The organism is Microbacterium sp. OR21, assembly GCF_047306785.1.
Classification (GTDB): Bacteria; Actinomycetota; Actinomycetes; order Actinomycetales; family Microbacteriaceae; genus Microbacterium; species Microbacterium esteraromaticum_E.
Genome location: NZ_JAZEXJ010000003.1, coordinates 524,054 through 550,139, shown reverse-complemented (window position 1 = coordinate 550,139; position 26,086 = coordinate 524,054). Strand labels below are relative to the sequence as shown.

Sequence of the window (26,086 nt, the reverse complement as noted above, 5' to 3'; positions counted from 1 at the left end):
TTCGAACTTCGGCGGCATCTCAACCTCGTCGAGGAGCTGCACATGTCCGCAGTGAGGACACTGCTAGCCGCCTTTGAAGTCGCGCATCACGATGTCGTCCTCAGGGCATTGAGGCTGCGCTCCGTGCTCGAGGTCGTCCATTCCAACAGCGTATGTCGGCTGCTTGGGAAGTGACTACGGAGGAGACCCTGAAACAAGCTCTCAGCGCAGTCCACCGCGGGTACACGCTTTCCAACGCGAGCCGCCCTCCTGCTAGCATCCGCTCATGAAGCTCCCCTCGCCCGTGCAGTTTCCCTCCTCGTCGCTGTTCTGGCCTTGACATCATGTGCCGCTGCCCCCGACCTCCCGCTCCCCGTAGGCGGGGCCACGATTGCCTCCAGCGCGAGCGCTCAGCCCCGCAAGATGGTCTCGACGAGCAGTGGCAGGCTCGGGGCTACACGGTTGCCGACAGCGGCAATGTGTACATCAAGTTCTCCCCGAACGGCTCGTACACCTGCCAGCGATATGACTGCGTGCAGGTGGAGTTGCATGTCGAAAACGGGTGCCCCCAGAACCTCTACGTCGAGGCCAATGTCACAGCCGACGGGGCGGTTGTCGGCATGACCAACGCCTCGCCCGGAGGAGTGGGCCCTGATTCGGAGGTCAAACTGTCCCTGGAGGATATCCGCGACATCGGCGACGGCTTCAAGCTAACTAAGGTGTCCTGCTATTAGGTGCCGATCACCTGTCTATTCTTCTTTGTTGAGCGGAGGCGGGCTGGAAATTGCACGCACCGCCGCATCGTAAGCACGCTGACGCTCCGCTTGTTCCTCGATGATCTTCAAGATCGCCTTTTCTGAGATCCCCGAGACGGAGGTGCCATCTTTGATCACGACCTTCTTGCCATCGTGCCGCTTGATGAACGTCTTATAAACGGAAGCGAGGGCGAGGAACCCGCCCGGCAGACCGAGGACCCGGACAGCTTCGATCGCGAGGTTCCAGCCATCAGAGAATTCCATGGCCGTCGAATGTTCAAGTCCGGCCTCGTCGAGGAGCTGCTTGATCTCGGAGGCGTATTCCGGCGGGAAGCGCAGATTGAACGTGCCCGCTTCGGCTCCGCCTGTGAGCAAAAGGGGAAGCTCATCGGAGCCGTTCGGGTGCCAGTTGACGCCGTGTCCACTCATGGCGCGAGTGTATCGCTGTTGTCGGCCCGGGATGACGTGTGGCGCAACGTCGAATGCCTGATGAACTAGCCACAACCGTCCTGCGACCGTTTGATGCCCCGCACCCGCCCGCTACGGTAGCGCTCATGGACTTGCGTGACTGGGTGGCGATCGGATCGTTGTCGGTAGGCTTCGCTGGGCTTGCGCTCAACTGGCGGACCGCGAGAGGCCGCGCTCAGACATCCGCGTATCGCGACGAGCTCTCCAAGTTCGTCACGGATCAGAACGCGGGCTCGTTCTTCTCAGATGACGCACGAAGCGCCGCTCAGAGAGCTGGCGCATACCTATCCCTGGAACTGGCAGAGGCAAGCCTGAGGAAAGGCCGCCAAGTGCGCAAAGCGGGCCGCTTGGTACTGGCCGCGCGTCGTCACAGCCAGCACAGTGGCAATCGGAGTTGCGGCCCTCGCCGTCTGCGCCGCTATGGTTCCGCGCGAACCGTCCGCGAACCCGGTCAGCGACGGGATCACGACCGTCTATCTGTGGGTCATGGCTGGGATGGTGCTCCTCGGTGCAGCGGGCTATGTGGTTGATCTTCGGCGCGTCCACAGGGCGACCCCGAACCTACGGAAGCTGTTCGGTGATGTCGCTTTATCCGCACGTCTGGATACGATCGACGCGCTTTCCCACGACCGGCCCCATGCACGGGGAGCAGGCAACAGAATGCGCAGCGTACGGCTACGGCAGTCCGGTTCGCTCAAGCGGAGAAAGAAGCGATGACTGCTGGTAATGGCGGGCGTTCTATCGCGGTGGTGGCTCTCAAGCCCTAGTCTGCCGGGTATGGCGGCGCGACGGACGCGAGGATCTGGGTCACTGTTCCTCGCCAAGAATGGCCTCTGGACGGTAGCTCTGCCGCTCCCGAGTGAGAACGGTAAGCGTAGGCGCAAGATGTACCGCTCTAGGAACCGCGAGGTCGTCCTCGCTCGGCTCAGAGAGTATGAGCGCTCGAGGGCTGGCACCGACCTGCCTTCGCCTTCGTCCTATCCGACCGGGGAGGGGACGACCGTTGGCGAATGGTTCGACTACTGGCTTAGCGAGTGCGTGTACCCGCACCTTCGTCCTAGAACAGCGGACGGATACAAGTCGATCGCGGCGGGAAGGATTGTCCCCGCCCTCGGCAAGGACACGCCACTTGCTGCAGTGCGGCCCGCTGACATCAGACGCATGCAGAGAGACATCCGCGAGAAATGCTCCCCGACAACTGTGCGGAACGCCCACGTAGTTGCTGCTCGAGCGTTCGACGCGGCTGTACGGGAGGAAGAGATCCCGAGGAACCCGGTGCGCCTCGTCGAGCAGCCGCGCCCTGCCCGACCACAGCTCGACGTCCCGAACTCCAAAGACGTTCGCTTACTGCTCGACGCGTTTCGGACGAGGCCCGACGGTGTGAAATGGATGACCTACCTCTTGACCGGTGCGCGTAGGGGAGAGGTGGTCGGCCTCGAGCTGGACCGCGTCTCCGACTACGTAGACATCAGCTGGCAGATGCAAACCTTGAAGCGCGGGGAGAATGGCCGGCCCATCGCGCCGTCCGACTTCGAGTACCGGCACCTCTACGGCGGGTTCTTCTTGACACGCCCGAAGTCGAAGGCTGGTCGGCGAACGGTGCCCCTCATCGAACCCCTCCGAAGCCTAATGCGGCACCACATTGCAACAACGGAGCCGAATCAATGGGGGTTGGTGTTCACCAATAAGGGTCGCCCCATTGACCCGAACATCGAGACGCGCCGATGGCGTCAGGTGCAGCGGGAAGTCCTCGGCGCTGATCGGTTCGTGCGATTGCACGATTTGCGCCATGCCGCCGTCGATCTTCTCTACGCTGCGGACATACCCGAACACATGATTGTCGAGCTCGTCGGCCACTCCACACGTGCGATGACCAGGGCCTACAAGAGCCCCGCACATCTAGACCGATTGAAGCGTGCGATGTCGAACGTGGAAGGCCTCTTCCTATGAAGGTCAGACCTGCCGGATGAGCCCTGCGGGGGCCGAACATCAATTTTGATACCGCCCCAGGAGCGAAAGGCACAGATGCGCCTTTTGAGAACGAGGTGATTGAGGCGGAGACCGTGGAGGACGAGCCCCAGCAGGAAACCTGGGCTGGGAGTCCGCAAGAAGTCCGCAGAAGTCTCCAGCCAGCGCTTGAACAGCCATGACCTCACCCCGAAGATTCCGCAGAACTACAGCCTTCTCCGCGCCCCACGTCACCAGCCATTACCTAGGAGTCAGAACCCGGCGTACAGGCCGGCCCACTCGCCAAGAACGCAGAACGGCCCGGTCATGACCGGGCCGTTCTGCGTTCTGGGCTAGTCCGCCGAGAGCGTGGCGGCGCCGATGATGCCGGAGGCGTTGCGGTGCACGGCCGCGACGATCGGGGTCTTCAGATCGAGCAGCGGGAGGAACTTGTCGGGGTGCTTCGACACGCCGCCGCCGACGACGAACAGGTCGGGGCTGAACAGGAACTCCACGTGCGTGTAGAACTCCTGCAGACGGGCCGACCAGGCCTCCCACGACAGGCTCTCGCGCTCCATCGCAGAGTACGCCGTCCACCGCTCGATCGACTCGCCCTCGCGGTTGAGGTGGCCGAGTTCGGTGTTCGGCACCAGGACGCCGTTGTAGAGGAAGGCCGAGCCGATGCCGGTGCCGAGAGTGGTCAGGATGGTCAGACCGCGTGCGTCTCGAGCGGCGCCGTGGCGCGCCTCGGCCACGCCGGCCGCGTCGGCGTCGTTCACGAAGGTGATGCTGCGCCCCAGGCCGTCCTCGAAGAACTTCTCCGCCTCGAAGTCGACCCAGTCCTTCGCGATGTTCGCCGCGGACAGCGTCCGGCCGTACTTAACGATGGCGGGGAACGCCACGCCCAGGGGCAGCGACGAGTCGCTCACGCCGAGGGTGTCGAGCACCTCCCGCACGGTCTCGAGCACGTCAGCCGGACGTGCTCCCTCGGGGGTGGGAACCCGCACCCGGTCCGAGTCGAGTGTGCCCGTGGAGAGGTTGACGATACCCGCCTTGATGCCCGTTCCGCCGATGTCGACGCCGATTGCCTGTGCCATGACGTTTAGCCTAGCGATGCCCGACCCAGCGATTAGGATCGTGACGAGAACCCGACGAAGGAGCTGACATGTCCGACGGCGACGAGAAGTACTGGTACAACCTCAGCACCGGGGAGGTCGAGTTCGGCATGCTGTCCGCGGCCGTCGACCGGGTGGGCCCGTTCGACACCGAGGCGGATGCCGCTCGCGCACCGGAGACGCTCAAAGAGCGCTCCCGCGCCTGGGCCGAGGAAGACGCCGCCGACGACGCGTGGAGCTCCAGCTCCCTCGAGTCGGGGGAGTGAGGGTGGACAAGCAGCGCGACTTCGTGCTGCGCACGATCGAGGAGCGCGGCGTCAAGTTCGTCCGGCTCTGGTTCACCGATGTCATCGGCACTCTCAAATCGGTGGCGATCGCCCCGGCCGAGGTGGAGGGCGCCTTCGCCGAGGGAATCGGCTTCGACGGCTCGGCGATCGAGGGACTGACCCGCACCTACGAGTCCGATCTGCTCGCGCAGCCCGACCCGTCGACCTTCCAGATCCTGCCCTGGCGCGGCGAGATCGACCCGACCGCGCGCATGTTCTGCGACCTCACGACCCCTGACGGGCGGCCCGCGGTCTCCGACCCGCGCAACGTGCTGCGGCGAGCGCTGGCGAAGGCCGCCGACGCGGGCTTCACGTTCTACACGCACCCCGAGATCGAGTTCTATCTGCTGAAGTCGTCGCAGCTCGGCCCGGAGGGGCCGGTGCCCGCCGACAACGCCGGCTACTTCGACAACGTGCCCGGCGGCACCGCGCACGACTTCCGTCGCAGCGCCGTGCGGATGCTCGAGGACCTCGGCATCTCGGTGGAGTACAGCCACCACGAGGGCGGCCCGGGACAGAACGAGATCGACCTGCGCTACGCCGATGCCCTCACCACTGCGGACAACATCATGACCTTCCGCACGGTGGTCAAGGAGGTCGCGATCGAGCAGGGCGTGTACGCGACGTTCATGCCCAAGCCTCTCAACGACCACCCGGGCAGCGGCATGCACACGCACGTGTCGCTCTTCGAGGGCGACATGAACGCGTTCTACGAGGCCGGCGCCGAGTACCAGCTCTCGCTCACCGGGCGCCGCTTCATCGCCGGCCTGCTGCGCCACGCGAACGAGATCGCCGCGGTCACGAACCAGTTCGTCAACTCGTACAAGCGCCTGTGGGGCGGCGACGAGGCGCCCAGCTTCGTCACCTGGGGTCACGCCAACCGCTCCGCGCTCGTGCGCGTGCCGATGTACAAGCCGAACAAGGGCCAGTCCACGCGGATCGAGTACCGCGCGCTCGACTCGGCGGCGAACCCGTACCTCGCCTACGCGCTGATGCTCGCGGCCGGCCTCAAGGGCATCGAGGAGGAGTACGAGCTCCCGCCGGAGGCGGAGGACAACGTGTGGTCGCTGAGCGACTCCGAGCGCCGCGCCCTCGGATACGCACCGCTGCCCGCGAGCCTCGACCACGCCCTCGAGTACATGCGGGACTCCGAGCTCGTCGCCGAGACCCTCGGCGAGCAGGTCTTCAACTACGTGCTGCTGAACAAGCAGAAGGAGTGGGAGGCCTACCGGGGTCAGGTGACGCCGTTCGAGCTCAAGAGCAATCTCGGGCTGCTCTGAGGTGCGGCGATGGCGCGTCCTGATGCGTCCGTGTCGCTGTCTGCGCTCGCGCGACTCGGCTTCGTCGAGCTGACCTCGGCCTCCGCCGACCTCACCGAGCTCGCCGAGCTCACGGGGCTGGAGCGGGCCGAGCTCGCGGAGGGCATGATCGCTGCCGATCCGGATGCCGCTGTGCGCGGCCTGGTGAATGTGGCGCGCCGCGACGCCGCTCGGGTCGCCGCCGTGCTGGCCGATCCCGCCGCGCGGGAGGCCGCGTGGCGGCTGTTCGGGGCATCCCGCGCCCTCGGCGCGTTCTTCGAGCGGCATCCCGCGCATCTGCGCGTGGACGTCCTGCTGCGCGGCGACCTGCCGGATGCGGCGGAGCTGACCTCGCGGCTGCTCGCGGCGATCGACGCGGATGCCGGTTTCGCCCGCGCCGCGGATCCGGTCAGGGCGCTGCGCGTGGCCTACCGGTGCTGTCTCAGCGAGATCGCGGCCGTGGATCTCGCCGCCGAATCGGCGACGACGGTCATCGCCGATGTCTCGGCCGCCCTCGCGGATGCCGCTGCCGCCGCGCTCGAGGCGGCCCTCGCGGTCGCGCGCACCGTGGTCGCCGGATCCGGCCGCGCCGGCACACGCGAGGAGATCGCGGCGACCAGACTGGCGATCATAGGCATGGGCAAGGCCGGCGCGCGCGAGCTGAACTATCTCAGCGACGTCGACGTCATCTTCGTCGCGGGCACGTCGGACGAGGACGCGGTCTCGGAGGCCAGAGCGATCGACATCGCGACGCGGCTGGCGCGCGAGACCATGGTGGCACTCAGCGGGATCGACATCGAACCGCCGCTGTGGGAGGTCGATGCGGCTCTGCGCCCGGAGGGCAAGCAGGGCGCCCTCGTGCGCTCGCTGGCATCCCACCTGGCCTACTACGACCGCTGGGCGAAGAGCTGGGAGTTCCAGGCGCTGCTCAAGGCGCGCCCGCTCGCCGGCGACGCCGACCTCGGCGCGGAGTACATCGCGGCCGTTCAGCCCAAGGTGTGGACGAGCGCCGAACGGGAGGACTTCGTCGAGAGCGTGCAGCGGATGCGCGAGCGCGTCACCGACCACATCCCCGCCGAGGACATGCCGTACCAGATCAAACTCGGCCCCGGGGGGCTCCGCGACATCGAGTTCACGGTGCAGCTGCTGCAGCTCGTGCACGGACTCACCGACGAGGGCATCCGCACCCGCGGCACCCTCGAGTCGCTCGATGCCCTGGTCGAAGGCGGCTACATCGGGCGGGCAGAGGCGAGCGCCTTCGGCGAGCAGTACCGCATCCTGCGCCTGCTCGAGCACCGCCTGCAGCTGCACGACCTGACGCGGACGCACCTCATGCCGCGCGACGACGAGGGGATGCGCCGCCTGGCCCGTGCCACCGCCCTGGCCGACAGCGCATCCGGCCTGCAGTCCGTGTGGGACGAGGTGCGCCGCTCGGTGCGCGACCAGCACGTGCGACTGTTCTACCGGCCGATGCTCTCGGCGGTCGCCTCGCTGCCGGCCGAGGAGCGCACTCTCACGACCGAGCAGGCGGGCTCCCGTCTCGCGGCCATCGGCTTCCGCGACCCCGCCGGAGCGCTGCGCCACATCGCCGCTCTCACCTCGGGCCTGAGTCGCAAAGCGACCATCCAGAAGCACCTCATGCCGGTGATGCTGCGCTGGTTCGCCGACGGCACCGATCCCGACTACGGCCTCGTCGCATTCCGCCGGATCAGCGAGCGACTCGGTGACACGCACTGGTTCCTGCGGATGCTGCGCGACTCGTCCGGCGCCGCTGAGCGGCTGACACGGCTGCTCTCCAGCTCGCGCTACGTCGGCGAGCTGATGGAGTGGATCCCCGAATCGGTCGCGTGGCTCGATTCGCCCGCGGCCCTGCGACCACGCGGCGGGGCCGCCCTGGATGAGGAGGCCAGGGCGATCCAGACCCGGCACTCGACCACGAAGGACGCGCTGCGGGCGGTGCGGGCGCTGCGCCGGCGGGAGCTGCTGCGCACGGCGATGGGAGCTGTGCTCGAGCAGGTCGGCGTCGATGAGATGGCCAGGGCCATCACCGAGATCACCGAGGCGACGATCCAGGCGGCGCTGCGCGCGGTGCGACGGGAGATCGTGCCGCCGGAGGACGACGCGATGGACTTCTCGATCATCGCGATGGGTCGCTTCGGCGGCGCCGAGCTCGGCTTCGGCTCCGACGCGGATGTGCTCTTCATCTATGACCCGAACGGCGTGGACCCGCAGCGGGCGCAGCAGCACGCCGCGAAGATCGTGGCAGGGCTGCGCGAGCACCTCGCCGATCACCGGGTGCCGCTCGACCTCGACGCCGACCTGCGCCCGGAGGGACGCAATGGGCCGATCGTGCGCACCATCGAGGCGTACACGCAGTACTACCGGCGCTGGTCGCTGTCGTGGGAGGCGCAGGCGCTGCTGCGGGCGCGCGGGATCGCCGGGAGCGTGAAGCTGATCACCCGGTTCACGGAGCTGGCCGACAGCATCCGCTACCCTGAGGCCGTCTCGCAGCAGGACGTGCGGGAGATCAAGCGCATAAAGGCGCGTGTCGAAGGCGAGCGGCTTCCGCAGGGCGCCGACCCGCGCCGCCATCTCAAGCTCGGCCCCGGAACCCTCAGCGATGTCGAGTGGATGGTGCAGGTGCTGCAGCTGCAGCACGGCCACCGGGTGCCCGACCTGCGCACGACGTCGACGCTGCAGGCGCTGGATGCCGCGGTGCTCGCCGACCTGCTCCCGGCGGACGATGCCGAGCGGCTGCGCGAGGCCTGGGTGCTCGCCAGCCGGCTGCGATCGGCGATGACGCTGCTCACCGGTCAGACGAAGGACGTGCTGCCGGTCGAGATCCGCGAGCTCGACGGCGTCGGTCGTCTTCTGGGATATCCTGACCGCGCCGCGACGGTGCTCGAGGAGGACTACCTCCGGGTCACGCGCCGCGCGCGGCGAGTGTTCGAGAAGCAGTTCTACGGCTGACGTTCAGTCGTCATGAAGGAGACAAGATGGCACAGCGGTTCGGAATCGTCTGGAATCCGACCAAGATCGACGGCGACGCGCTTCGGGATGCCGTGACCGCGGCTGTGCCGGAGGACACCGAACTCATGTGGTGGGAGACATCCGCGGACGATCCCGGTCGGGCCATGACCGCCGAAGCGGTGCACGCAGGCTGCGACGTGGTCGTCGCGGTGGGCGGTGACGGCACGGTGCGCACCGTCGCCGAGGTCCTCGCCTCGGCGGGGGAGGAGGCGCCGGCGCTCGGCATCGTGCCGCAGGGCACGGGTAACCTGCTGGCGCGCAACCTCGGCATTCCGGTGGGCAGCATCCCCAAGGCTCTGGACGTCATCGCCGCAGGCCATGAGCGTCGCATCGACATGGGCTGGACCAGGACCGACGACGCCGAGGTCGAGAACGGATTCCTCGTGATGGTGGGCTTCGGTCTCGACGCGCACATGCTCGCCGAGACCGACGACGACCTGAAGGGCAAGGCGGGCTGGCTCGCCTACGTCGCGGCGATGGGGCGCGCCGTGACGGCATCCGAGACGGTCGACTTCCGCATCACTCTCGACGACGGCGAGCAGCAGACGTTCAGCGGACACACGCTGCTCATCGGCAACTGCGGCGACATCCAGGGCGGCTTCACCCTGCTGCCCGACGCGGTGGTCGACGACGGGCGACTCGATCTGCTGCTCATCAGCGCCGAGAACGTCGTCCAGTGGCTGCAGACGCTGCGCACGGTGGTCTGGGACAACGGCATCCGCCGCCTTCTGGGCGGCGATGACGAGACGATCAGCACCGATATCACGCAGCACCTCACCGGCGAGGCGATCGCCGTCGCCCTGCCCGGTCCCGTGCCCTTCGAGATCGACGGGGAGGAGGCGGGCAGCATCTCGAAGCTCGCCGTGCGGGTGCAGCCCGGTGCGCTGCGGGTGCTCTGCTGAGCCGCGTACGCGGTGAGGGGCGTGACGTCGCCTAAGCTCAGGGGGAAAGGAAGGTGCATGACCGCCCTCGACTCGCCGCTTCCCGCCGCTCGCATCATCATCCCGTGGCGCCCCGCGCCCTCGCGCATCGACGCATTCGAACGCGTGATCGCCTGGTACCGCGAGACGCTGCCGCAGATCCCCCTGCAGACCGTCGACACGGGCGAGGTGCCGTTCGTCCTCGCCGCGTGTCGCAACGCGGGTATGGCCGGCGCCGATCCGGACGAGGTCGTGGTCGTGGGCGACGCCGACACGATCCCCGAGCGCGAGCCGCTGATCGCAGCCATCCGCGCCGCCGCGGTCAGCCCGTTCGTGCACCTGCCGTACGACGAGTACCGCTGGCTCGGACGCACCGGCTCTGCCGATCACGCCGCGGGGAAGCCGCTCGCGGACTGCACGGTCGAGCAGTACGTCGACGGCGCCTGCTCGGGCGTGTACGTGGCGACGCCGCGCACATGGCGCAGCCACGGGGGTCAGGATGAGGCCTTCCGAGGCTGGGGGTTCGAGGACGCGGCCTGGTTCCTGGCGCACTCGACGATCCTCGGGGCACCGCCGGTCCGCCACTCCGGTCGCGTGTACGCGCTGCACCACGTCGGCGAAGTGCGCGCGGGCGCCGCGTACGATGCGAACGCCGCGCGCATGGAGCGCTATCGGGCGGCAGCCGGCGACCCGTCGGCGATGGCTCAGCTGGTGGGCGCGGTGGGCGCTGCCCGGGTGGCGGTGGCTGAGACCGTCGCGTAGGCGATCGACGGGCCCGGATGGGCCAGCTGCGCGCCGGCAGCCCGGGCGAGCACCGCTCGCCCGCCGAACGCCGGGTCGGCGACCTCCCGCAGAGCTGCGGCGAGGTCATGCACCGAAGCCGCGTTCGGATCAAGCGCGCGACCCGTCCCCGTGCGCTCGATCGCGGCAGCGCCGGCGAACTGGTCGGTGGAGAAGGGCAGCACGAGCAGCGGAACCCCGTGCCCCACCGCCTCGGTGACCGAGTTGTTGCCACCGTGCGTCACGGCCGCAGCCGCTGAGGCGAGCAGGCGCACCTGCGGCAGATACTCCGCGACCAGCCAGTCGCCCGGAACCGGGCCGAGAGCTGCGGCGTCCGTCGTGCCCGTCGCGATCGCCGCGCGCAGACCCGCCGTGCGCAGGGCTTCAGCGATGCGTGCGAGCACGTCGCCGCGCACCGACAGGAAGCTGCCGAAGCTCACGTAGACGTACGGGGTGCCCGTGGCGATCCATTCTTCGACGCCGGATGCGGCGGCCTCGTCGCGCGGCGTCGATCCCAGGAAGCGGTGTGGCGGCAGCTCTCTCCCGTCGCCTGCGGCCAGCTCCGCGGGGTAGTTGTACAGGACGGTGTCGCCGTGCAGTGCGAACGCATCGGCGACCGGCCGGGCATGCGGGTCGAGCACCGCGGCTGCGTCGTTCCACTGGGCCGTGAAGCGCCTCGACACCTCCTCGCACAGCGCGCGCAGATCGCTCAGCTCCGCCTCGCCGGGCGCGAAGGCCGTCGGCCACGCCGGCGGGTAGCCGTAGACCTCGCCCGCGACCGGCAGCGCGCTCGGGTGCCCGAGAACCACGTCGCCGTAGGGGACGCCACGGGTGTGCAGAGCCAGGCGCGCGCTGTACGCGAGATGGTCGACGAGGATCGCATCGGGCGCGACCTCGTCGATCACCTGCAGGGTCGCTCGTGCTCGGTCGACGGGCTGCCACATGAGGTCGGTGAGGCGCTCGCGCGCCTGATAGGCGAGCGTGGGCACCATACCCACGCGGGTCGCGGCGAAGAAGCCCTCGAGTGACGCCGCCTCCTCGGCCTGCTGTTCGGAGCTGCGGATGACGCCCGCGTTCGCGCCGCGCCCGAGAGGGAGGTCGACACGGCGGTAGCCGAACTCCGCGACGATCGGCGCGGTCGCCGGCCCGGTGGCCACCACCACCTCGTCGCCCGCATCTCGCCACGCCGTGCCCAGAGATGCCAGCGGAAGCAGGTGAGAGGCGTAGTCGGGGCTGATGATCAGCAGAGTCATACCAGCTGCTCCGCCGCCCGCTGCAGTTCGGCTTCGCTGAGCGCGACCGATTCGTAGACCGGAGCGAGTTTCGCCGCCATGCCCTGGATCGTGAAGCGCGCCGCCACGAGGTCGCGCGCGCGTGCGGCTGCACCGTCGTCGCCGGCCGCGGCGCGGGCGAGCGCGCGCTCTGTCGCGGTGATGAGCTTGGCGGGATCCGCGGTCTCGGTCAGGAAGCCGGTGTCACCGTCGTCGACGTAGGTGGCAGGACCACCGCTGTCGGGTGCGACCACGAGCAGGCCGGTGGCCATCGCCTCGAGGATCGCCAGGCCGAACTCCTCCTTGAGGCTGGCGCAGACGTACACCCCGCCGGATTCGGCGCGACCGGGAAGACCGAACCGCGCAGCAGCCAGCCATTCCGCCGCGACGTCGTTGGAGCGGTGGCCGGTCAGCAGCAGACCACGAGTCGCGCGCTCCGGCGCCGGGACCGTGACATCGATGCGGTCGAGCTGCTCCCGCTCGTCGGCCGAGGGGTGCTCGAGATCACCGCCGATCACCAGGAGGTTGGCGGCGTCGCGGAGCGGACCGTCGGCCCATGCCTGAACCAGCGTCGCCATGCCCTTGATGCGGTGCATCCGCCCGACCGTGACCAGCAGCGGCAGGCGTCGCCGGTGTGCCGGCAGCGCGTCGAGCAGGGCGGCGAGCTCGGCTATCGCCGGGGTGTGCCCGGCGCCGTCGGCAGCTTGCCGGGCGCGAGCGACCGCGCGGTCGACGACGTCGAGATCGACGCCTTCGGCGACCACGGTGTGCCGCTCGGGGTGCGAGGTCATGTCGATGCCGACGAGCGCGTGCATGTCGCGCTCCAGGGACGGACGCGGGAAGAACACCGAATGCGCCGCGGAGGCGGCCAGGCTCTGCACCAGGTGGGTGCGGAACCAGAAGTGCTCGGTCAGGTCGGCGGGCCCGAAGGCCTCCCGGGTGAGCGTGCCCGAGCGCTCGAGCGACGCGATGACGCTGTGCGGATCGGGTGCCACGGTGAACACGGTGGGGATGCCGAGCTCGCGCGCGACGTCGGCGGCGGCGAGACTGCCGACATCCGCCATCCGCAGGTGGAGCACGTCGACGCGGCCGGCGGCACGCAGCAGGCGGCGGATGCCGCGGCGCACGCTCACACGCAGCGGCCATGCGGCCGCGGATGTCACCGGCGGTGCGCTCAGCGGGATGTGCCCGTACACATGGCCGGTCTCGCCGCCCGCGACCCGCAGCAGGTCGGGGCCGGCCTGGGCGGTGGTGCCTCGAGACAGGGTCAGCACGCGCTGCACGGCCGCGGGCTCGGCCACGAGCGCGTCGCCCAGACGCACGAGCAGCGTCGCGATCCCGCCGTTGTCGCCGGATCCGGCCGACGACAGCGACGGGTCGATGTCGGCGTGCAGGAACAGCTGGGCGACGGTGAGTCCTTCGTCGGCCCGATGCGCGGTCGGCGCGGGCTCGGCATCGATCAGCGCAAGTCGGGCGAGTTCGCCGATCGCGCCCCCCTCGACGACGAGGTCTTCGAGGGTCGAGATCGCCACGGGCTCGCGGCGCTGACCGAGTGCGGCGACGGCCGCCTCGCGCACGGCGGGCGGCGCCGAGCGGTCGGACGCCCAGGCGCGAAGGGGGCGCACGGCGAGCGGGTGGCGCACCAGCCCCATCGTCTCGACGAGGCGGGCGCGGGCGTCGGGGGACAGGGTGCCGGTGCACGCGGTCTCGAGGGCGACCGCGAGCAGCTCGGCCGCTCCCGCCGACCACTTCTCCAGCGTGTGCTGAGCGAGCATGCCGGCGAATCCTCCGTCGGCGACGAGTCGCACCAGCCGCCCGATGGCCTCGGGCCGCGCGGGTCGACGCCCGAGGGCGTCTGCGGCGTGCTCGACGATGTAGGCCCGAGGCGACGACAGCAGACTCGAGAGCAGCCGCGCGGCCTCCTCGTCGTTCATCTCGGCCAGCGCGTGCACGGCCGCGATCGCCGCGAGATCGTCGTCGGCCGAGAGGGCGGCCGACAGCACCCGCAGGGTGCGCACGCCCGGGTCGCGACCGGCCTCGAAGGCCAGATCGTCGGCGGCGCGCATCGCCTCGATGATCGACGCGGATTCGGTGATGCGGTCCATCGCCGTCTGTATGCCCATGCTGCCCTCCGAACGGGCGCCGACACCGGCACCGATTCGAATCGTACTGCGGCGAGAAGAATACGGTTTACGGTTGACAAGGCGCCGATCGTCGGCCCCGGATCCCGAGCGAAGGACAGACGTGAGCGTTCTCACCATCGGCGACATCGGCGTGCTCTCGGGCATGATCCACATCGGCGACGAGGCGATGTTCGAAGCGGCGCGAGACGAGCTCGCCGAACGGGGTCTCGGTGTCGTCGGCGTCTCGTCGGCGCCCGAGGAATCCGCTGCCCGCTACGGGGTGCCCAGCGTGCCGCGCCTCGGCTTCGTCGGGCTCGACCGCGCTGCCGCCGCGCGCCGATCGACGTCTCTCGTCGACGCCGCGACCGGGCGCACCCCGCTCGGTGCGGACGATCCGGCCCGGCAGGTTCTCGACGCTCTCGACGAGGCGTCGGGTGTGCTCATCGCCGGTGGCGGTAACCTCGCCTCGCGGTGGCCGGTGCACGTCTACGAGCGCACGACGCTCGCCGCGATGGCGCATGCGCGTGCGCTGCCCGTCGTGGTGTCGGGCCAGACCTTCGGTCCCGACCTGGAGCCGGACGACGCGGAACGGGTCGCCGCCATGATCCGCGCAGCCGCACGAACGGGCGTGCGCGAGTACGCCTCGGCGCAGCTCGCTCGCGGGTGGGGCGCAGACGTGCACGCCGGCGTGGACGATGCGTCATTCCTCGGGCGCGGACCGGCCGACGGCGACGGCCCCGCCGCATCGGATCGCGTGCTCGTCAGCCTGTCCGGCTGGTTCGCCGGTCGCCCCGCCGATGCCGTCGAGAGCGGGATTGCCGCGCTGCTCGACCATGCGGCCGACACCGTGGGCCCTGTGGTGTTCCACGCCCACTTCGGTCCTGAGCGGCCGGGGGCCGAGCCGGCCGGCGACGCTGCCCTGCATGAGCGGGTGCGTGCGCGGATGCGGCGCGCGAGCGAGGTCCTGCCCAGCGGCGACTCGCTCACGGCCGCGCGACTTGCCCGCACATCGCGTCTGCTGGTGACCAGCCGCTACCACCCCGCCGTGTTCGCCGCCCCGGCGGGCGTGCCGATCCTCGCTCTCGCCGCGGACGAGTACACGCACGTCAAACTCTCCGGTGCGCTCGGTCACTGGGGGCAGGACAGCGTCATCGACCTCGACGGACTCGCGGACGCCTCCGATCACCTGACCCGGACCGCAGAATCGGCGGCTGCCACGACCCGCGGCGCCGCCGAGCGCCTCGACAGCCACCGTGCCGACTCCGCCGCGTGGTGGGACTCGGTCGCCGACGCGCTGCGTTGATCGCGTCCTGCTCTCAACGCGAGAAACCACTTCCCGCGCGAGACGCACGCTCACACGTGCTGTCTCCGGCGGGAAGTGGTTTCTCGGTGAGCGGAGGGCTCAGCAGCCGTAGTACAGCTCGAACTCGTACGGGTGCGGGCGCTGCGCCATGGGCAGGATCTCCTTGTTGTACTTGTACTCGATCCACGTGTCGATGAGCTCCTGCGTGAACACGCCGCCCTCGAGCAGGAAGTCGTGGTCCTTGCGGAGAGCCTCGAGCGAGTCGAGCAGCGAGTTCGGCACCTGCGGGATGTTGGCGGCCTCCTCCGGAGGAAGCTCGTACAGGTCCTTGTCGATGGGCTCCATCGGCTCGATGCGGTTCTTGATGCCGTCCAGGCCTGCCATCAGCTGCGCGGCGAACGCGAGGTACGGGTTCGACGAGGCGTCGGGCACGCGGAACTCGATGCGCTTCGCCTTCGGGTTCGACCCGGTGAGCGGAATGCGGATCGCGGCCGAGCGGTTGCCGGCGGAGTAGGCGAGGTTGACGGGGGCCTCGAAGTGCTTCACGAGGCGGTGGTAGCTGTTCAGCGTCGGGTTCGTGAACGCGAGCACGGCGTGCGCGTGCTTGAGCAGACCGCCGATGTACCAGCGGGCGATGTCGCTGAGCTGACCGTAGCCGGCCTCGTCGAAGAACAGCGGCTTGCCGTCGAGCCACAGCGACTGGTGCGTGTGCATGCCCGAGCCGTTGTCGCCGAACAGGGGCTTCGGCATGAACGTGACCGTCTTGCCCCACTCCTCGGCGGTGTTCTTGACGATGTACTTGAACTTCAGGATGTCGTCCGCCGCGCTGACCATCGTGTCGAAGCGGTAGTTGATCTCCTGCTGGCCGGCGGTGCCGACCTCATGGTGCGAGCGCTCGAGCTTGAAGCCGGAGTCGATCAGCCGCAGCGTCATGTCATCGCGCAGGTCGGCGGTCTTGTCGACCGGGGCGACCGGGAAGTAGCCGCCCTTGAACGGCGTCTTGTTGCCGAGGTTGCCGCCCTCCTCCTCGCGGCCGGAGTTCCACGCGGCCTCCTCGGAGTCGACCTTGTAGAAGCTCTCACCTGCGGTGACCGAGTAGCGCACGTCGTCGAAGATGTAGAACTCGGCTTCGGGTGCGAAGAACGCGGTGTCGGCGATGCCGGTCGAGGCGAGGTACTTCTCCGCCTTCTTGGCGACCTGACGCGGGTCCTTGCTGTAGATCTCGCCGGTGCGCGGGTTGTAGATGTCGAAGACCATCACCAGCGTCTTCGCGGTGCGGAACGGGTCGATATACGCGGTGGTGACGTCGGGGATCAGCTGCATGTCCGACTCGTGGATGCTCGCGAATCCGCGGATCGACGATCCGTCGAAGAGCTGTCCGTCGCGGAAGAAGTCCTCGTCCACGGTCGACGCGGGGATGTTGAAGTGCTGCTGGACCCCGGGAAGGTCGGTGAAGCGGATGTCGAGGAACTTGACGTCGTTCTCTTCGATGTAGCGGATGACCTCTGCGGGCTCTGTGAACATGTACGACTCCTGATCGGGTATCGGTTGCATCAACCATACGCAGGTTATGCGCCCCGGGTTTCTCCGCCGTGTCCGCCGTGTTTCCGGCATGTTACAGCCGCTCGGTAGGCTGGAGGGGTGAGTGAGTACCCCGGCGAACGCCTCGGAATGCCCGTTTCAGGCCCGGGGAGCATCGCCCGCCCTGGTCGCCGGATATCCGCCCTGCTGATCGACTACTTCGCCGCGACGATCATCGCGATGGGCTTCCTCGCCTACGACCCTCTGGAGCTGCCCGCGGAGGCGGGCTGGCGTCAGTTCGCGCCCATGATGGTGTTCGCCGTACTGCAGATCGTGTTCCTCGCGACGGCGAACGGAAGCCCCGGGCACCGGATGCTCGGCATGCGCGTGCAGCGGCTGGACGGGGCGTGGGTGGGTCTGTGGCGGCCGATCGTGCGGACGCTGCTGCTGGTCGTCGTGATCCCGGCCGTGATCTGGGATGCCGATCAGCGCGGCCTGCACGACAAGCTGGCCGGGACGGTGCTGGTGCGCACCTGACCGCTCGGCGGAGCTGCCTGCGCGGCTCAGCGTCCGCGGTTGCGGTTGCGCATCTCGCGCGGCGCTCGTCCGCCGAGGAACGAGCGGGCCGGGTCGACCAGGAAACCCTGGCGCAGGGCCTCGCGCCCGATCAGCATCCGGAAGCCCATCTCATCTCGGTTGGTGAGCGTGACCTCGGCGTCCACGTCGTGCCCGACCAGGCGCACTCGCATCGTCACCACGATGCGATGCTCGGTGTGGCCCGACGAGCTGCGCACGGCGCGCCGGTCATGCACCCGCGCCTCGTGCACGACGGCGTCGGCGGTGCTGTCCTGCCAGGGGCACACTGTGAAGCGCACCCACTCCTCGCCGTCGCGGTCGAACTCGTCGACGTCGAACGCGTGCAGCGACGACGTGCGCGCCCCGGTGTCGATCTTCGCCTTGAGCCACTCGATCCCCAGCTCCGGCAGCCCGACCCACTCGCGCCAACCCGTGGACGTGTTTGAATGAGAGGACCGTGTCACCCCTACATCCTGGCAGGAAACATCTGTGAAGATCGCCGTCCTCTCGCGCGCCCCGCACTCGTACTCGACGCAGCGACTGCGTGCCGCGGCGCAGCAGCGCGGGCACAACGTGAAGGTGCTGAACACGCTGCGCTTCGCGATCGACCTCACCGCCGACGCCCCCGATCTGTTCTTCCGCGGCAAGCAGCTGAGTGACTACGACGCCATCCTGCCCCGCATCGGCAACTCGATCACGTACTTCGGCACGGCCGTCGTGCGTCAGTTCGAGCAGATGGACGTCTACACGCCGAACACCGCCAACGGCATCTCCAGCGCGCGCGACAAGCTGCGCGCCAATCAGATCCTCTCGCGGCACAACATCGCCATGCCGCCCACGGCGTTCGTGCGCAACCGCGCCGACGTGCGGCCCGCGATCGAGCGCGTCGGCGGCGCTCCCGTCGTCATCAAGCTGCTCGAGGGCACTCAGGGGATCGGTGTCATCCTCGCCCCGCAGGTGAAGGTCGCCGAGGCCATCATCGAGACGCTGCACTCGACCAAGCAGAACGTGCTCATCCAGAAGTTCATCGCGGAGAGCCGCGGGCGCGACATCCGCGCGCTCGTCGTCGGCGACCGCGTCGTCGCCGCGATGCGCCGCGTGGCCGACGGCGACGAGTTCCGCTCGAACGTGCACCGCGGCGGTCGCGTCGAACCGGTGACGCTCGATCCGGTGTACGAGCAGACGGCCGTCCGCTCGGCGCAGATCATGGGTCTGCGGGTCGCCGGTGTCGACATGCTCGAGAGCGATGAGGGCCCTCTGGTGATGGAGGTCAACTCCTCACCCGGCCTGCAGGGCATCGAGGCGGCGACGAATCTCGATGTCGCCGGCGCGATCATCGACTACATCGCGAATCAGGTCGCGTTCCCCGACATCGACATCCGTCAGCGTCTCAGCGTCTCGACCGGCTACGGCGTCGCCGAGCTGCTCATCCACTCCGGGGCAGAGCAGGTCGGCATGAAGCTCGGCGATCTGGGCCTTTGGGATCGCGACATCACCGTGCTCACGCTGCACCGCGGCGTCAGCGTGATCCCGAACCCGCGAAAGCACGTCGTGCTCGAGGCCGAGGACCGTCTGCTGTGCTTCGGCAAGCTCGAGGAGATGCGCTCGATGATCCCCGAGAAGCGGCGTCGTCGCCCGCGCGTGCGCCGCCTTCCGAAGGAGCCGCTCGGCGAGTGACGGACGCGAAACGGTCCCTCTCGGCAGGAGAGGGACCGTTCGTCGTCTGAGCAGGCGCGGGATCAGCGCGGGCGCTGCGAGCGCACGCGGGTCGGGTCGATGCCCTTCGGGATGGGCAGCGACGACAGCGACTGCGACACCGAATCGATGCGGCGGATCACGGCGGCCATCGTGGCCTTGTCGATCGCCTTCGGGAGCTTCTTGATCGTCTTCGACAGGTCGCTGATGGCGACGTCGTCGTCTCCGTGGCCGACGTAGAGCACGGTGACCGGAACGCCGTGGGCGACGCGCTGCGCCTTCTGGCGCTCATCGTTCACGAGGCGGGTGAGGCGTCCGCGGGCGCCCTCGCCGATGATCACGATGCCGCCGCGCCCGACCACACGGTAGACGGCGTCCTGGGTCTTCGGGTTCACGCCGACAGGGGTGTCCGAGGCCGACCAGCTGCGCCCGAGGCTGGTGCTCAGCACGTGACCGCTGGCACCGGGCATCCCGTCGATCTTGGCGTACATGGCCTTGGTCGACAGTCGGGTCATGAGGAACATCGCCCCCAGCACACCGAACATGAGGCCGGTGAAGCCCCACAGGATCAGGCCGAGCACCGAGGCCCCGCTGATCAGGAAGCCGATGATGAGGCCGATCAGCACGCCCGCGATGAGAATGGCGATCTGCGCCCAGGGCAGCCAGCCGTACACGTCCCGCGTGAAACGGAACAGGGAACGGATCTGCGAGAAGAAGCCGGGCCGCTTCTCGGTGACGGGAGCACTCTTTGCCATGGGTACAGCCTACCGATCCGACGGCCGCCGTTCTTCCTGCACATCCGTCGGAGAGAGGCGTTCTGTCCCCAATGCGCTGTTCTTCGCACCGTCGAGCGGCACGGCGCGCTGGGATGGTCGGATGGACGAGACAGCAGCACTGACGCCCGGTGCACACCGCGGGATCCGGATGCTCGAAGGGCAGGAATCCGCCTATCCCGGTGAGCTCATCACCGACGGCGAACTGCGCGGGGTGCGCGTGGACGTGGCGGGCGTGCCGGAAGCGCTGTGGATGTTCTCGGGCGCAGAGCACGTGGCGGGCGTTCGCGATGTGCTGCGCAGACGCGACGGCCACGACGCTCTGCTGCCGTGGTGCGCGGAGCGGGTCGAGGTGCTCGTCGGGCGCAGGGCCGCCGCATCGGCGCCCCTGACCGCCGGGGAGGCGGTGACCCTGGTCGGAAGTATGCTGCGCGGGATCGTGGAGGTCGGCGACCGGCGCCTCGAGGGGCAGTGGTGGCTGACCGACGAGGCACGGCCCCTGTTCGCGCCCGGCGAGGGCGTCGACTGCATCGCGTCGGCGGTCGCCCTCATCGAGAGGCTGCGCGAGATCGGCGTGGACCGGGCGATGGATCGGCTGCTGGCCGACATCCTCGGCGGCATGGGCGATCTGAGGGTCGTGCAGCGATCGGTCGAGCGCTGGGAGAGGGAGCTGACCGAGCTCGCCGCACCGCGGCCTCTGGCGCGCGACGTGTTCGCGCCCGAACGCGTGTCGGCGATCGAGGTGCATCGCTCGCGGCTCCCCGACGACATCGACGCGCTGGCGGAGCAGCCCAGGCTGCTGCGGCGGCTGCGGACACGCGCCACCGAGGCCGCGGAGCCGCTCCGGCGGCTCGCGGCGAAGCGGATGCCCGCCCGGCACCCGGCCGCTGCCCCGCAGCCGCGGGGTGGTGCACCAGCCGGCCGGGGGCGGATGGTACTGGTGGGTGGTGCCGCCGCCGCGGTCGTGCTGCTCGGGGGCCTGATGTGGCCGTCGCCCGACGAGGGCTCGGCGGCGATCGAGTCATCCGTCGTCGAGACGCCGGCTGCCCCGAGCGCGGACACCCGAGCCGGCACGGATGCGGCGACGACGGCGACGGCGACGGATGCGCGCGAGAGCGCCGAATCCGCCCCGGATGCCGTCGCGGACGGATCGATCGAGCACCGGGCCACCGAGCTGCTCGCCTCGGTGGCCGGCTGCGCCGACGCGGGAGATGCGGCGTGCGCGCAGGCTGTCGTCGCAGGGGCCGGGGCGCTTGTGCAGGAGCGCCTCGCCGGCACCGATGGGAAGCGGACGGTGAGCGCCGTGGAGGACTACGGCGATGTCAGCGTGCTGCGTCTCGGCCCGTCGGGGGAGCGGGGCGAGCAGATGCTCGTGCTGGTCAGGCAGGAAGACCGATGGCTGGTCCGCGACGTGTACGACGTCGCGGACCAGCCATCCGATGGGGGCTGAGCGCGCTCAGATCCCGAGGTTCGCGGCGAAGTCCGCCGACTCGAGGCGGGTCTTGATCGCGCCCAGGAAGCGGGCCGCGTCCGCGCCGTCGATCGTGCGGTGATCGTACGAGATCGCCAGGTAGACGTACGAGCGGACGGCGATGGCGTCCACCCCGTCGACGGTCACGACGCCGGGGCGCTTGAACACGACGCCGGTGCCGAGGATCGCCGACTGGGGCAGGAACACCAGCGGCGTGTCGAACAGGGCGCCGCGCGAACCGGTGTTGGTCACCGTGAAGGTGCCGCCGGCCAGCTCGTCGGGCTTCAGCTTGTTGTCCCGCGTGCGGGCCGCCAGATCGGCGATCTCCTGCGCGAGCTGGGCGATGTTCTTCGTCCCGGCATCGCGTACGACCGGCGTGAGCAGACCCCGCTCGGTGTCGACCGCGATCGAGATGTTCTCGCTCGGCGGGTAGACGATCGAGTCGCCGTCGACGGTCGAGTTGATGATCGGGAACGCTTGCAGCGCCTCAGCGGCAGCGAGCGTGAAGAACGGCAGGAACGACAGCTTCGCGCCGGTCTTCTGGTTGAACTCGTCCTTCTTCGCGGTGCGGAACGCCGCCAGCTTGGTGACATCCACCTCGACGAACGTCGTCAGCTGCGCCGTCTGCTGCATCGAGGCGACGGCGCGCTCGGCGACGACCTTGCGCAGACGCGACATCTTCTGCGTGGTGCCGCGCAGCGGCGACACCTCGAGCGGAGCCGGTGCGGGCGCGGCGGCACCGGCTGCCGGAGCCTGCGACTTCGACTCGGCGGCCTTGAGGACGTCCTCCTTGCGGATGCGTCCGCCGACACCGGTGCCGGTGACCGTCTTCAGATCGATGCCCTGCTGGCTGGCCAGACGGCGCACCAGCGGGGTCACGTAGAGCGAGTCGGAGTCGTTCTCCGCCGACGCCTCGGGGGCCTGCTGCGCGGGCGCCTGCTGCTGAGCCGGCGCCTGCTGTGCGGGTGCCTCCTGCTGTGCGGGTGCCTCCTGCTGTGCGGGTGCCTCCTGCTGTGCGGGTGCCTCCTGCTGTGCGGGTGCCTCCTGCTGTGCGGGTGCCTCCTGCTGTGCGGGTGCCTCCTGCTGAGCCGGTGCCTCCTGCACAGGTGCCTCCTGTGCGGCCGGTGCTCCCGAGCCGATGCGGGCGAGCACCGCGCCGACCTCGATGGTCTCGTCCTCGTCTGCCAGGATCTCCTGCAGGGTTCCGGCGACAGGGGAGGGGATCTCGGTGTCGACCTTGTCGGTCGAGATCTCGAGCAGCGCCTCATCGACCGCGACGTCGTCGCCGACCTTCTTCAGCCAGCGGGTGACGGTGCCCTCGGTGACGCTCTCGCCGAGCTCGGGCAGCACCACATCGGTGGCGTCGCCGGACGCGGCGGGTGCGGAGGCCTGGGCCTGGTCTGCCGCCTGCGAGGCCTCGACCTCGTTCTCGGCCGGGGCCGCCGTCGACTGAGCCTCCTGTGCGGGTGCCTGCTCGGCAGCCGGTGCCTCAGCGGCCGGGGCGTCCCCGACGGAGGCTGCGCCGCTGCCGTCGCCGATGCGCGCCAGCATCGCGCCGACCTCGACCGTCTCGTCCTCCGCGACGAGGATCTCCTCGATCACGCCGCTGACCGGCGACGGGATCTCGGTGTCGACCTTGTCGGTCGAGATCTCCAGCAGGCCCTCGTCGGCCTGCACGGTGTCGCCGACCTGCTTAAGCCAGCGAGTGACCGTGCCCTCGGTGACGCTCTCCCCGAGTGCGGGAAGGACCACGGCTGTGCTCATGTCGAGTCTCCTTCGGAAGATTGTGATGCCCCCAGCTTAGTGACCTGGGAGTCCATGGGTATTTGTGCGTTCCTACAGTGCGTGCAGCGGTTTTCCGGCGAGAGCGAGGAAAGCCTCGCCGAGTGCCTCGCTCTGCGTGGGGTGCGCGTGGATGAGAGGTGCGATGTCTTCGGGATGCGCCTCCCATGCCACGGCGAGCTGCCCCTCGGTGATCAGCTCGCCGACCCGGTCGCCGATCAGATGCACCCCGAGAACCGGTCCGTCCTTGCGGCGCACGACCTTCACCATGCCGCCGGTGCCGATGATCTCGCTCTTGCCGTTGCCGGCGAGGTTGTACTCGTACGACGCGACGGAGTCGGCGCCGTGCGCGGCGACGGCATCCGCCTCCGTGATGCCGACCGACGCGACCTCCGGGCTGCTGTACGTCACCCGGGGGATCTGCGACTCGGGAGGCGTCGGCACGTCCATCCCGGCGATCCGCTCGGCGACGGCGATGCCCTGCTGGAAGCTGCGGTGCGCGAGCTGGAGTCCGGGCACGATGTCACCCACTGCCCACACGCCGGGAACGGCGGTGCGCAGCTGGTCGTCGACCGTCACGAAGCCTCGCTCGAGGCCGACACCGGCCTCCTCGAACCCGAGACCCGCCGTGGCCGGGCCGCGGCCAACGGCGACGAGCAGGTAGTCGGCGGTGAAGCTCCTGCCGTCCTCCAGCGTGACGGTGACCTGCGTGTCGTCCTGCTCGGCCTTCTCGAAGCGGGTGCCCAGCGAGTAGGCGATGCCGCGACGGCGGAAGGCGCGCTCGAGGCCCTTGCTCATCGCGACGTCCTCGTTGGGCACCAGGTGCTCCAGCGCCTCGACGATGGTCACGTCGGCACCGAACGACTTCCACACACTGGCGAACTCGACGCCGATGACGCCGCCGCCGAGGATGATCACGCTGGTCGGCACCTCATCGAGCGCGAGCGCGTGCTCACTGGTGAGGATGCGACCGCCGATCTCCAGACCGGGCAGCGATCGGCTGTACGACCCGGTGGCGAGCACCACGTCACGGCCGACGTAGCGGTCGTCGCCGACGGTCACCGAGCGGTCGGCGACGAGGCGGCCCTCGCCGCTGACGGTGGTGATGCCGCGCGCCTTGATGAGTCCCTCGAGACCTTTGAACTTCTTCGCGACGATGCCCTCGCGGTAAGCGCGCACGCCCGACGCGTCGACCGCGTCGAGGGTGGCGGTCACGCCGACCGACGCCGCGGTGCGCACATGATCGGCCACCTCGGCCGCGTGCAGCAGCGCCTTGGTGGGGATGCAGCCCCGGTGCAGGCAGGTGCCGCCGACCTTGTCCTTCTCGATGAGGGCGACGCTCTTGCCCAGCTCGCTCGCGCGCAGGGCCGCGGCATAGCCGCCGCTGCCGCCGCCGAGGATCACCAGGTCGAACTCGTGGGTGGCCATCACGACTCCGTGACGGACGCGCGTGCGAAGGCGATGAGCGAGCGCACCGCTGCTCCGGTCGGACCCTTCTCGGTGAAGCCGTAGGGCGCGCCCTTGTGCTCGGCGGATCCGGCGATGTCGAGGTGCACCCACGGGATGCGGGGGGCGTCCTCGGCATCCGAGGTCCGACCGATGAACCGGCGCAGGAAGAGACCGGCGAACAGCGATCCGCCCGAGCGGTCGCCCATGTTCGCGTTGACCATGTCGGCGATCTGCGAGTCCAGGCTCTCCTCCATGAACTCGGGCAGCGGAAGGGCCCACGCGTCCTCGCCCACCGATTCGGCGGCAGCCAGGTACTCTGCGACGGCGGCGTCGTCGCCCATCACGCCGGTGTGGCGCATGCCGAGCGCGACGATGATCGCCCCGGTGAGCGTCGCCACGTCGATGATGACGTCGGGGTTCTCCCGGCTCGCGGCGACGAGCCCGTCCGCCATGACCAGACGCCCCTCGGCGTCGGTGTTCAGCACCTCGACGGTCTGACCGTCGAGCATTCGCAGCACGTCGCCCGGACGCGTCGCACGGCCGGAGGGCATGTTGTCGGCGATGCAGAGGAACGCGGTGACGCGCACCGGCAGCCGCAGCGCGGCGACGGCGCGGATCGCCGCGAGCGAGGTCGCAGCTCCCGCCATGTCGAACTTCATGCCGACCATGCCGGTTGCGGGCTTGAGCGAGAGGCCGCCGGTGTCGAACGTGATGCCCTTGCCCACCAGTGCGATGTGGCGCGCGGCGTCGGCGGGCGAGTACTCCAGTCGCACCATCCGAGGCGGGCGGTCCGACCCGCGACCCACGCCGAGGATCCCGCCGAAGCCCTGCTCCTCCAGCTGCGTCTCGTCGAGCACCTCCACCTCGATCGGCAGGTCGGCGACGGCATCCACCGCCTCCTGGGCGAGCTGAGCCGGGCTCTGCCATTCGGCCGGGACGGTCACCAGGTCCTTGACCAGCGCCACCGCCTCGGCCACGGCGCGCGCGTCATCGAGAGCGGTGTCGCCGAGCGAGGCCGCGTGCAGCACGATCGCGTCCGCGCGCGCCGGCTTCTTCTCCGAGCGGTAGTCGTCGAAGCGGTAGCCGCCGAGCAGCGCGCCCTCTGCTGCGGCATCCGCGTGCCGGTCGAGGTCGCCGGCGAACCCGACCGCCAGCGTGGTGAATCCGGTCAGTGTGCGAACGGCCGTAGCGACCGCGTCGCGCACGGCGGCGGCGTCCGGCTCCCGGCCGGCGCTGACGACGGCGAGCGGCAGCGGCGTCACCGCCGGCAGATGCACGCGTGCGTACGCGGAGGGGGTTCCCTTGTACCCGATGCCTGCCAGGGTGTCGGCGAGACCCTCGAATGCGCTCAGTGCGTCGGCGGCGGAGGAGGGATCGGGGATGACGAGCACTGCGGCGTCTGCAGTGCTTCCGGGGAACGGATCGGTCGTGTGCGAGATCACGGGAAGCGTCATGCGTCCATCCTATGGACGGCGGTCGGAACCGAGCCGAGCGGACCCGGCCG

At 69.4% G+C, this 26,086-nt stretch carries 21 protein-coding genes; 11 read left to right on the top strand and 10 right to left on the bottom strand.

Annotated features, from left to right (window positions below):
• Window positions 1–458 precede the first annotated feature (458 nt).
• Window positions 459–713, top strand: coding sequence for a hypothetical protein (locus V2S04_RS11205; protein ID WP_413638525.1), 255 nt, complete (start codon window positions 459–461; stop codon window positions 711–713).
• A 15-nt stretch (window positions 714–728) separates the two neighbouring features.
• On the opposite strand, the gene V2S04_RS11200 is transcribed toward V2S04_RS11205, so the two are convergent.
• Window positions 729–1,163: a hypothetical protein gene (locus V2S04_RS11200; RefSeq protein WP_413638524.1), complete on the bottom strand. Its 435-nt coding sequence runs from the start codon at window positions 1,161–1,163 to the stop codon at window positions 729–731.
• A gap of 816 nt (window positions 1,164–1,979) precedes the next feature.
• Between V2S04_RS11200 and V2S04_RS11195 the strand changes: the two genes are divergently transcribed.
• On the top strand, window positions 1,980–3,152 hold the full coding sequence (locus V2S04_RS11195) for a tyrosine-type recombinase/integrase (RefSeq protein ID WP_413638523.1): 1,173 nt from the start codon (window positions 1,980–1,982) through the stop codon (window positions 3,150–3,152).
• A gap of 350 nt (window positions 3,153–3,502) precedes the next feature.
• Here V2S04_RS11195 and ppgK read toward each other — a convergent pair whose 3' ends face one another.
• Complete coding sequence (gene ppgK / locus V2S04_RS11190; protein ID WP_099197068.1) at window positions 3,503–4,246, bottom strand: polyphosphate--glucose phosphotransferase; 744 nt, start codon at window positions 4,244–4,246, stop codon at window positions 3,503–3,505.
• Between the two features lie 68 nt (window positions 4,247–4,314).
• Between ppgK and V2S04_RS11185 the strand changes: the two genes are divergently transcribed.
• Genes V2S04_RS11185 through V2S04_RS11165 form a run of 5 tightly spaced genes read left to right on the top strand, consistent with a single transcriptional unit; the run spans window position 4,315 to window position 10,600 of the window.
• Window positions 4,315–4,530 (top strand): SPOR domain-containing protein, encoded by a 216-nt coding sequence (locus V2S04_RS11185; RefSeq protein WP_413638522.1) that lies wholly within the window; start codon window positions 4,315–4,317, stop codon window positions 4,528–4,530.
• Window positions 4,531–4,532: 2 nt separating this feature from the next.
• Window positions 4,533–5,870 carry a glutamine synthetase family protein gene (locus V2S04_RS11180; RefSeq protein WP_099197070.1) on the top strand — a complete coding sequence of 446 codons (1,338 nt, stop codon included), beginning with the start codon at window positions 4,533–4,535 and terminating at the stop codon, window positions 5,868–5,870.
• 9 nt (window positions 5,871–5,879) lie between these two features.
• Window positions 5,880–8,858, top strand: a complete 2,979-nt coding sequence (locus V2S04_RS11175; RefSeq protein ID WP_413638521.1) for a bifunctional [glutamine synthetase] adenylyltransferase/[glutamine synthetase]-adenylyl-L-tyrosine phosphorylase — start codon at window positions 5,880–5,882, stop codon at window positions 8,856–8,858.
• A 26-nt stretch (window positions 8,859–8,884) separates the two neighbouring features.
• A complete protein-coding gene (locus V2S04_RS11170) occupies window positions 8,885–9,820 on the top strand; it encodes a diacylglycerol/lipid kinase family protein (protein ID WP_413638520.1) in 936 nt (311 codons plus the stop codon).
• Between the two features lie 57 nt (window positions 9,821–9,877).
• On the top strand, window positions 9,878–10,600 hold the full coding sequence (locus V2S04_RS11165; protein ID WP_413638519.1) for a hypothetical protein: 723 nt from the start codon (window positions 9,878–9,880) through the stop codon (window positions 10,598–10,600).
• Here the strand turns inward: V2S04_RS11165 and V2S04_RS11160 are convergent.
• Together V2S04_RS11160 and V2S04_RS11155 are read right to left on the bottom strand one after the other, a co-directional pair.
• Window positions 10,543–11,871 carry a glycosyltransferase gene (locus V2S04_RS11160; RefSeq protein ID WP_340086546.1) on the bottom strand — a complete coding sequence of 443 codons (1,329 nt, stop codon included), beginning with the start codon at window positions 11,869–11,871 and terminating at the stop codon, window positions 10,543–10,545. The two genes, V2S04_RS11165 and V2S04_RS11160, sit on opposite strands and share 58 nt — an antisense overlap.
• On the bottom strand, window positions 11,868–14,012 hold the full coding sequence (locus V2S04_RS11155) for a glycosyltransferase (protein WP_413638518.1): 2,145 nt from the start codon (window positions 14,010–14,012) through the stop codon (window positions 11,868–11,870). Before V2S04_RS11155 ends, V2S04_RS11160 begins: the two co-directional genes overlap by 4 nt.
• A 121-nt stretch (window positions 14,013–14,133) precedes the next feature.
• On the opposite strand from V2S04_RS11155, the gene V2S04_RS11150 reads away from it, so the two are divergent.
• Window positions 14,134–15,315: a polysaccharide pyruvyl transferase family protein gene (locus tag V2S04_RS11150; RefSeq protein ID WP_413638517.1), complete on the top strand. Its 1,182-nt coding sequence runs from the start codon at window positions 14,134–14,136 to the stop codon at window positions 15,313–15,315.
• A 99-nt stretch (window positions 15,316–15,414) separates the two neighbouring features.
• Here V2S04_RS11150 and glnA read toward each other — a convergent pair whose 3' ends face one another.
• A complete protein-coding gene (glnA, locus tag V2S04_RS11145) occupies window positions 15,415–16,839 on the bottom strand; it encodes a type I glutamate--ammonia ligase (RefSeq protein ID WP_413638516.1) in 1,425 nt (474 codons plus the stop codon).
• A gap of 147 nt (window positions 16,840–16,986) precedes the next feature.
• On the opposite strand from glnA, the gene V2S04_RS11140 reads away from it, so the two are divergent.
• The gene (locus V2S04_RS11140) at window positions 16,987–17,373 is read left to right on the top strand and encodes an RDD family protein (protein WP_099196026.1); all 387 of its coding nucleotides are present in this window, start codon (window positions 16,987–16,989) and stop codon (window positions 17,371–17,373) included.
• Between the two features lie 26 nt (window positions 17,374–17,399).
• On the opposite strand, the gene V2S04_RS11135 is transcribed toward V2S04_RS11140, so the two are convergent.
• Window positions 17,400–17,876: an ATP-dependent zinc protease gene (locus V2S04_RS11135; protein WP_099196019.1), complete on the bottom strand. Its 477-nt coding sequence runs from the start codon at window positions 17,874–17,876 to the stop codon at window positions 17,400–17,402.
• A gap of 25 nt (window positions 17,877–17,901) precedes the next feature.
• Between V2S04_RS11135 and V2S04_RS11130 the strand changes: the two genes are divergently transcribed.
• Window positions 17,902–19,089 carry a RimK family alpha-L-glutamate ligase gene (locus V2S04_RS11130; protein WP_099196018.1) on the top strand — a complete coding sequence of 396 codons (1,188 nt, stop codon included), beginning with the start codon at window positions 17,902–17,904 and terminating at the stop codon, window positions 19,087–19,089.
• Between the two features lie 62 nt (window positions 19,090–19,151).
• Here the strand turns inward: V2S04_RS11130 and V2S04_RS11125 are convergent, their stop codons facing one another.
• Window positions 19,152–19,862: a DUF4191 domain-containing protein gene (locus V2S04_RS11125; protein ID WP_413638515.1), complete on the bottom strand. Its 711-nt coding sequence runs from the start codon at window positions 19,860–19,862 to the stop codon at window positions 19,152–19,154.
• A 121-nt stretch (window positions 19,863–19,983) separates the two neighbouring features.
• Here V2S04_RS11125 and V2S04_RS11120 point away from each other — a divergent pair, with 121 nt between their 5' ends.
• Window positions 19,984–21,330: a hypothetical protein gene (locus V2S04_RS11120; protein ID WP_413638514.1), complete on the top strand. Its 1,347-nt coding sequence runs from the start codon at window positions 19,984–19,986 to the stop codon at window positions 21,328–21,330.
• A gap of 6 nt (window positions 21,331–21,336) precedes the next feature.
• On the opposite strand, the gene sucB is transcribed toward V2S04_RS11120, so the two are convergent.
• From sucB to V2S04_RS11105, 3 genes are all read right to left on the bottom strand, one after another.
• A complete protein-coding gene (gene sucB, locus V2S04_RS11115; protein WP_413638513.1) occupies window positions 21,337–23,115 on the bottom strand; it encodes a 2-oxoglutarate dehydrogenase, E2 component, dihydrolipoamide succinyltransferase in 1,779 nt (592 codons plus the stop codon).
• A gap of 72 nt (window positions 23,116–23,187) precedes the next feature.
• Entirely contained in the window at window positions 23,188–24,561 is a 1,374-nt protein-coding gene (gene lpdA, locus V2S04_RS11110) for a dihydrolipoyl dehydrogenase (protein WP_413638512.1), read from the bottom strand.
• Entirely contained in the window at window positions 24,561–26,036 is a 1,476-nt protein-coding gene (locus V2S04_RS11105) for a leucyl aminopeptidase (protein ID WP_413638511.1), read from the bottom strand. Before V2S04_RS11105 ends, lpdA begins: the two co-directional genes overlap by 1 nt.
• Between the last annotated feature and the right edge of the window lie 50 nt (window positions 26,037–26,086).

Excerpts from the sequence above, each read along its gene's own strand:
- V2S04_RS11200 (WP_413638524.1), bottom strand. The coding sequence starts at position 1,163 with ATGAGTGGACACGGCGTCAACTGGCACCCGAACGGCTCCGATGAGCTT.
- V2S04_RS11165 (WP_413638519.1), top strand. The coding sequence starts at position 9,878 with ATGACCGCCCTCGACTCGCCGCTTCCCGCCGCTCGCATCATCATCCCG.
- lpdA (WP_413638512.1), bottom strand. The coding sequence starts at position 24,561 with ATGGCCACCCACGAGTTCGACCTGGTGATCCTCGGCGGCGGCAGCGGC.
- V2S04_RS11125 (WP_413638515.1), bottom strand. The coding sequence starts at position 19,862 with ATGGCAAAGAGTGCTCCCGTCACCGAGAAGCGGCCCGGCTTCTTCTCG.
- ppgK (WP_099197068.1), bottom strand. The coding sequence starts at position 4,246 with ATGGCACAGGCAATCGGCGTCGACATCGGCGGAACGGGCATCAAGGCG.
- V2S04_RS11175 (WP_413638521.1), top strand. The coding sequence starts at position 5,880 with ATGGCGCGTCCTGATGCGTCCGTGTCGCTGTCTGCGCTCGCGCGACTC.
- V2S04_RS11170 (WP_413638520.1), top strand. The coding sequence starts at position 8,885 with ATGGCACAGCGGTTCGGAATCGTCTGGAATCCGACCAAGATCGACGGC.
- V2S04_RS11105 (WP_413638511.1), bottom strand. The coding sequence starts at position 26,036 with ATGACGCTTCCCGTGATCTCGCACACGACCGATCCGTTCCCCGGAAGC.
- V2S04_RS11195 (WP_413638523.1), top strand. The coding sequence starts at position 1,980 with ATGGCGGCGCGACGGACGCGAGGATCTGGGTCACTGTTCCTCGCCAAG.
- V2S04_RS11140 (WP_099196026.1), top strand. The coding sequence starts at position 16,987 with ATGCCCGTTTCAGGCCCGGGGAGCATCGCCCGCCCTGGTCGCCGGATA.
- V2S04_RS11185 (WP_413638522.1), top strand. The coding sequence starts at position 4,315 with ATGTCCGACGGCGACGAGAAGTACTGGTACAACCTCAGCACCGGGGAG.
- glnA (WP_413638516.1), bottom strand. The coding sequence starts at position 16,839 with ATGTTCACAGAGCCCGCAGAGGTCATCCGCTACATCGAAGAGAACGAC.
- V2S04_RS11120 (WP_413638514.1), top strand. The coding sequence starts at position 19,984 with ATGGACGAGACAGCAGCACTGACGCCCGGTGCACACCGCGGGATCCGG.
- V2S04_RS11155 (WP_413638518.1), bottom strand. The coding sequence starts at position 14,012 with ATGGGCATACAGACGGCGATGGACCGCATCACCGAATCCGCGTCGATC.
- V2S04_RS11160 (WP_340086546.1), bottom strand. The coding sequence starts at position 11,871 with ATGACTCTGCTGATCATCAGCCCCGACTACGCCTCTCACCTGCTTCCG.
- sucB (WP_413638513.1), bottom strand. The coding sequence starts at position 23,115 with ATGAGCACAGCCGTGGTCCTTCCCGCACTCGGGGAGAGCGTCACCGAG.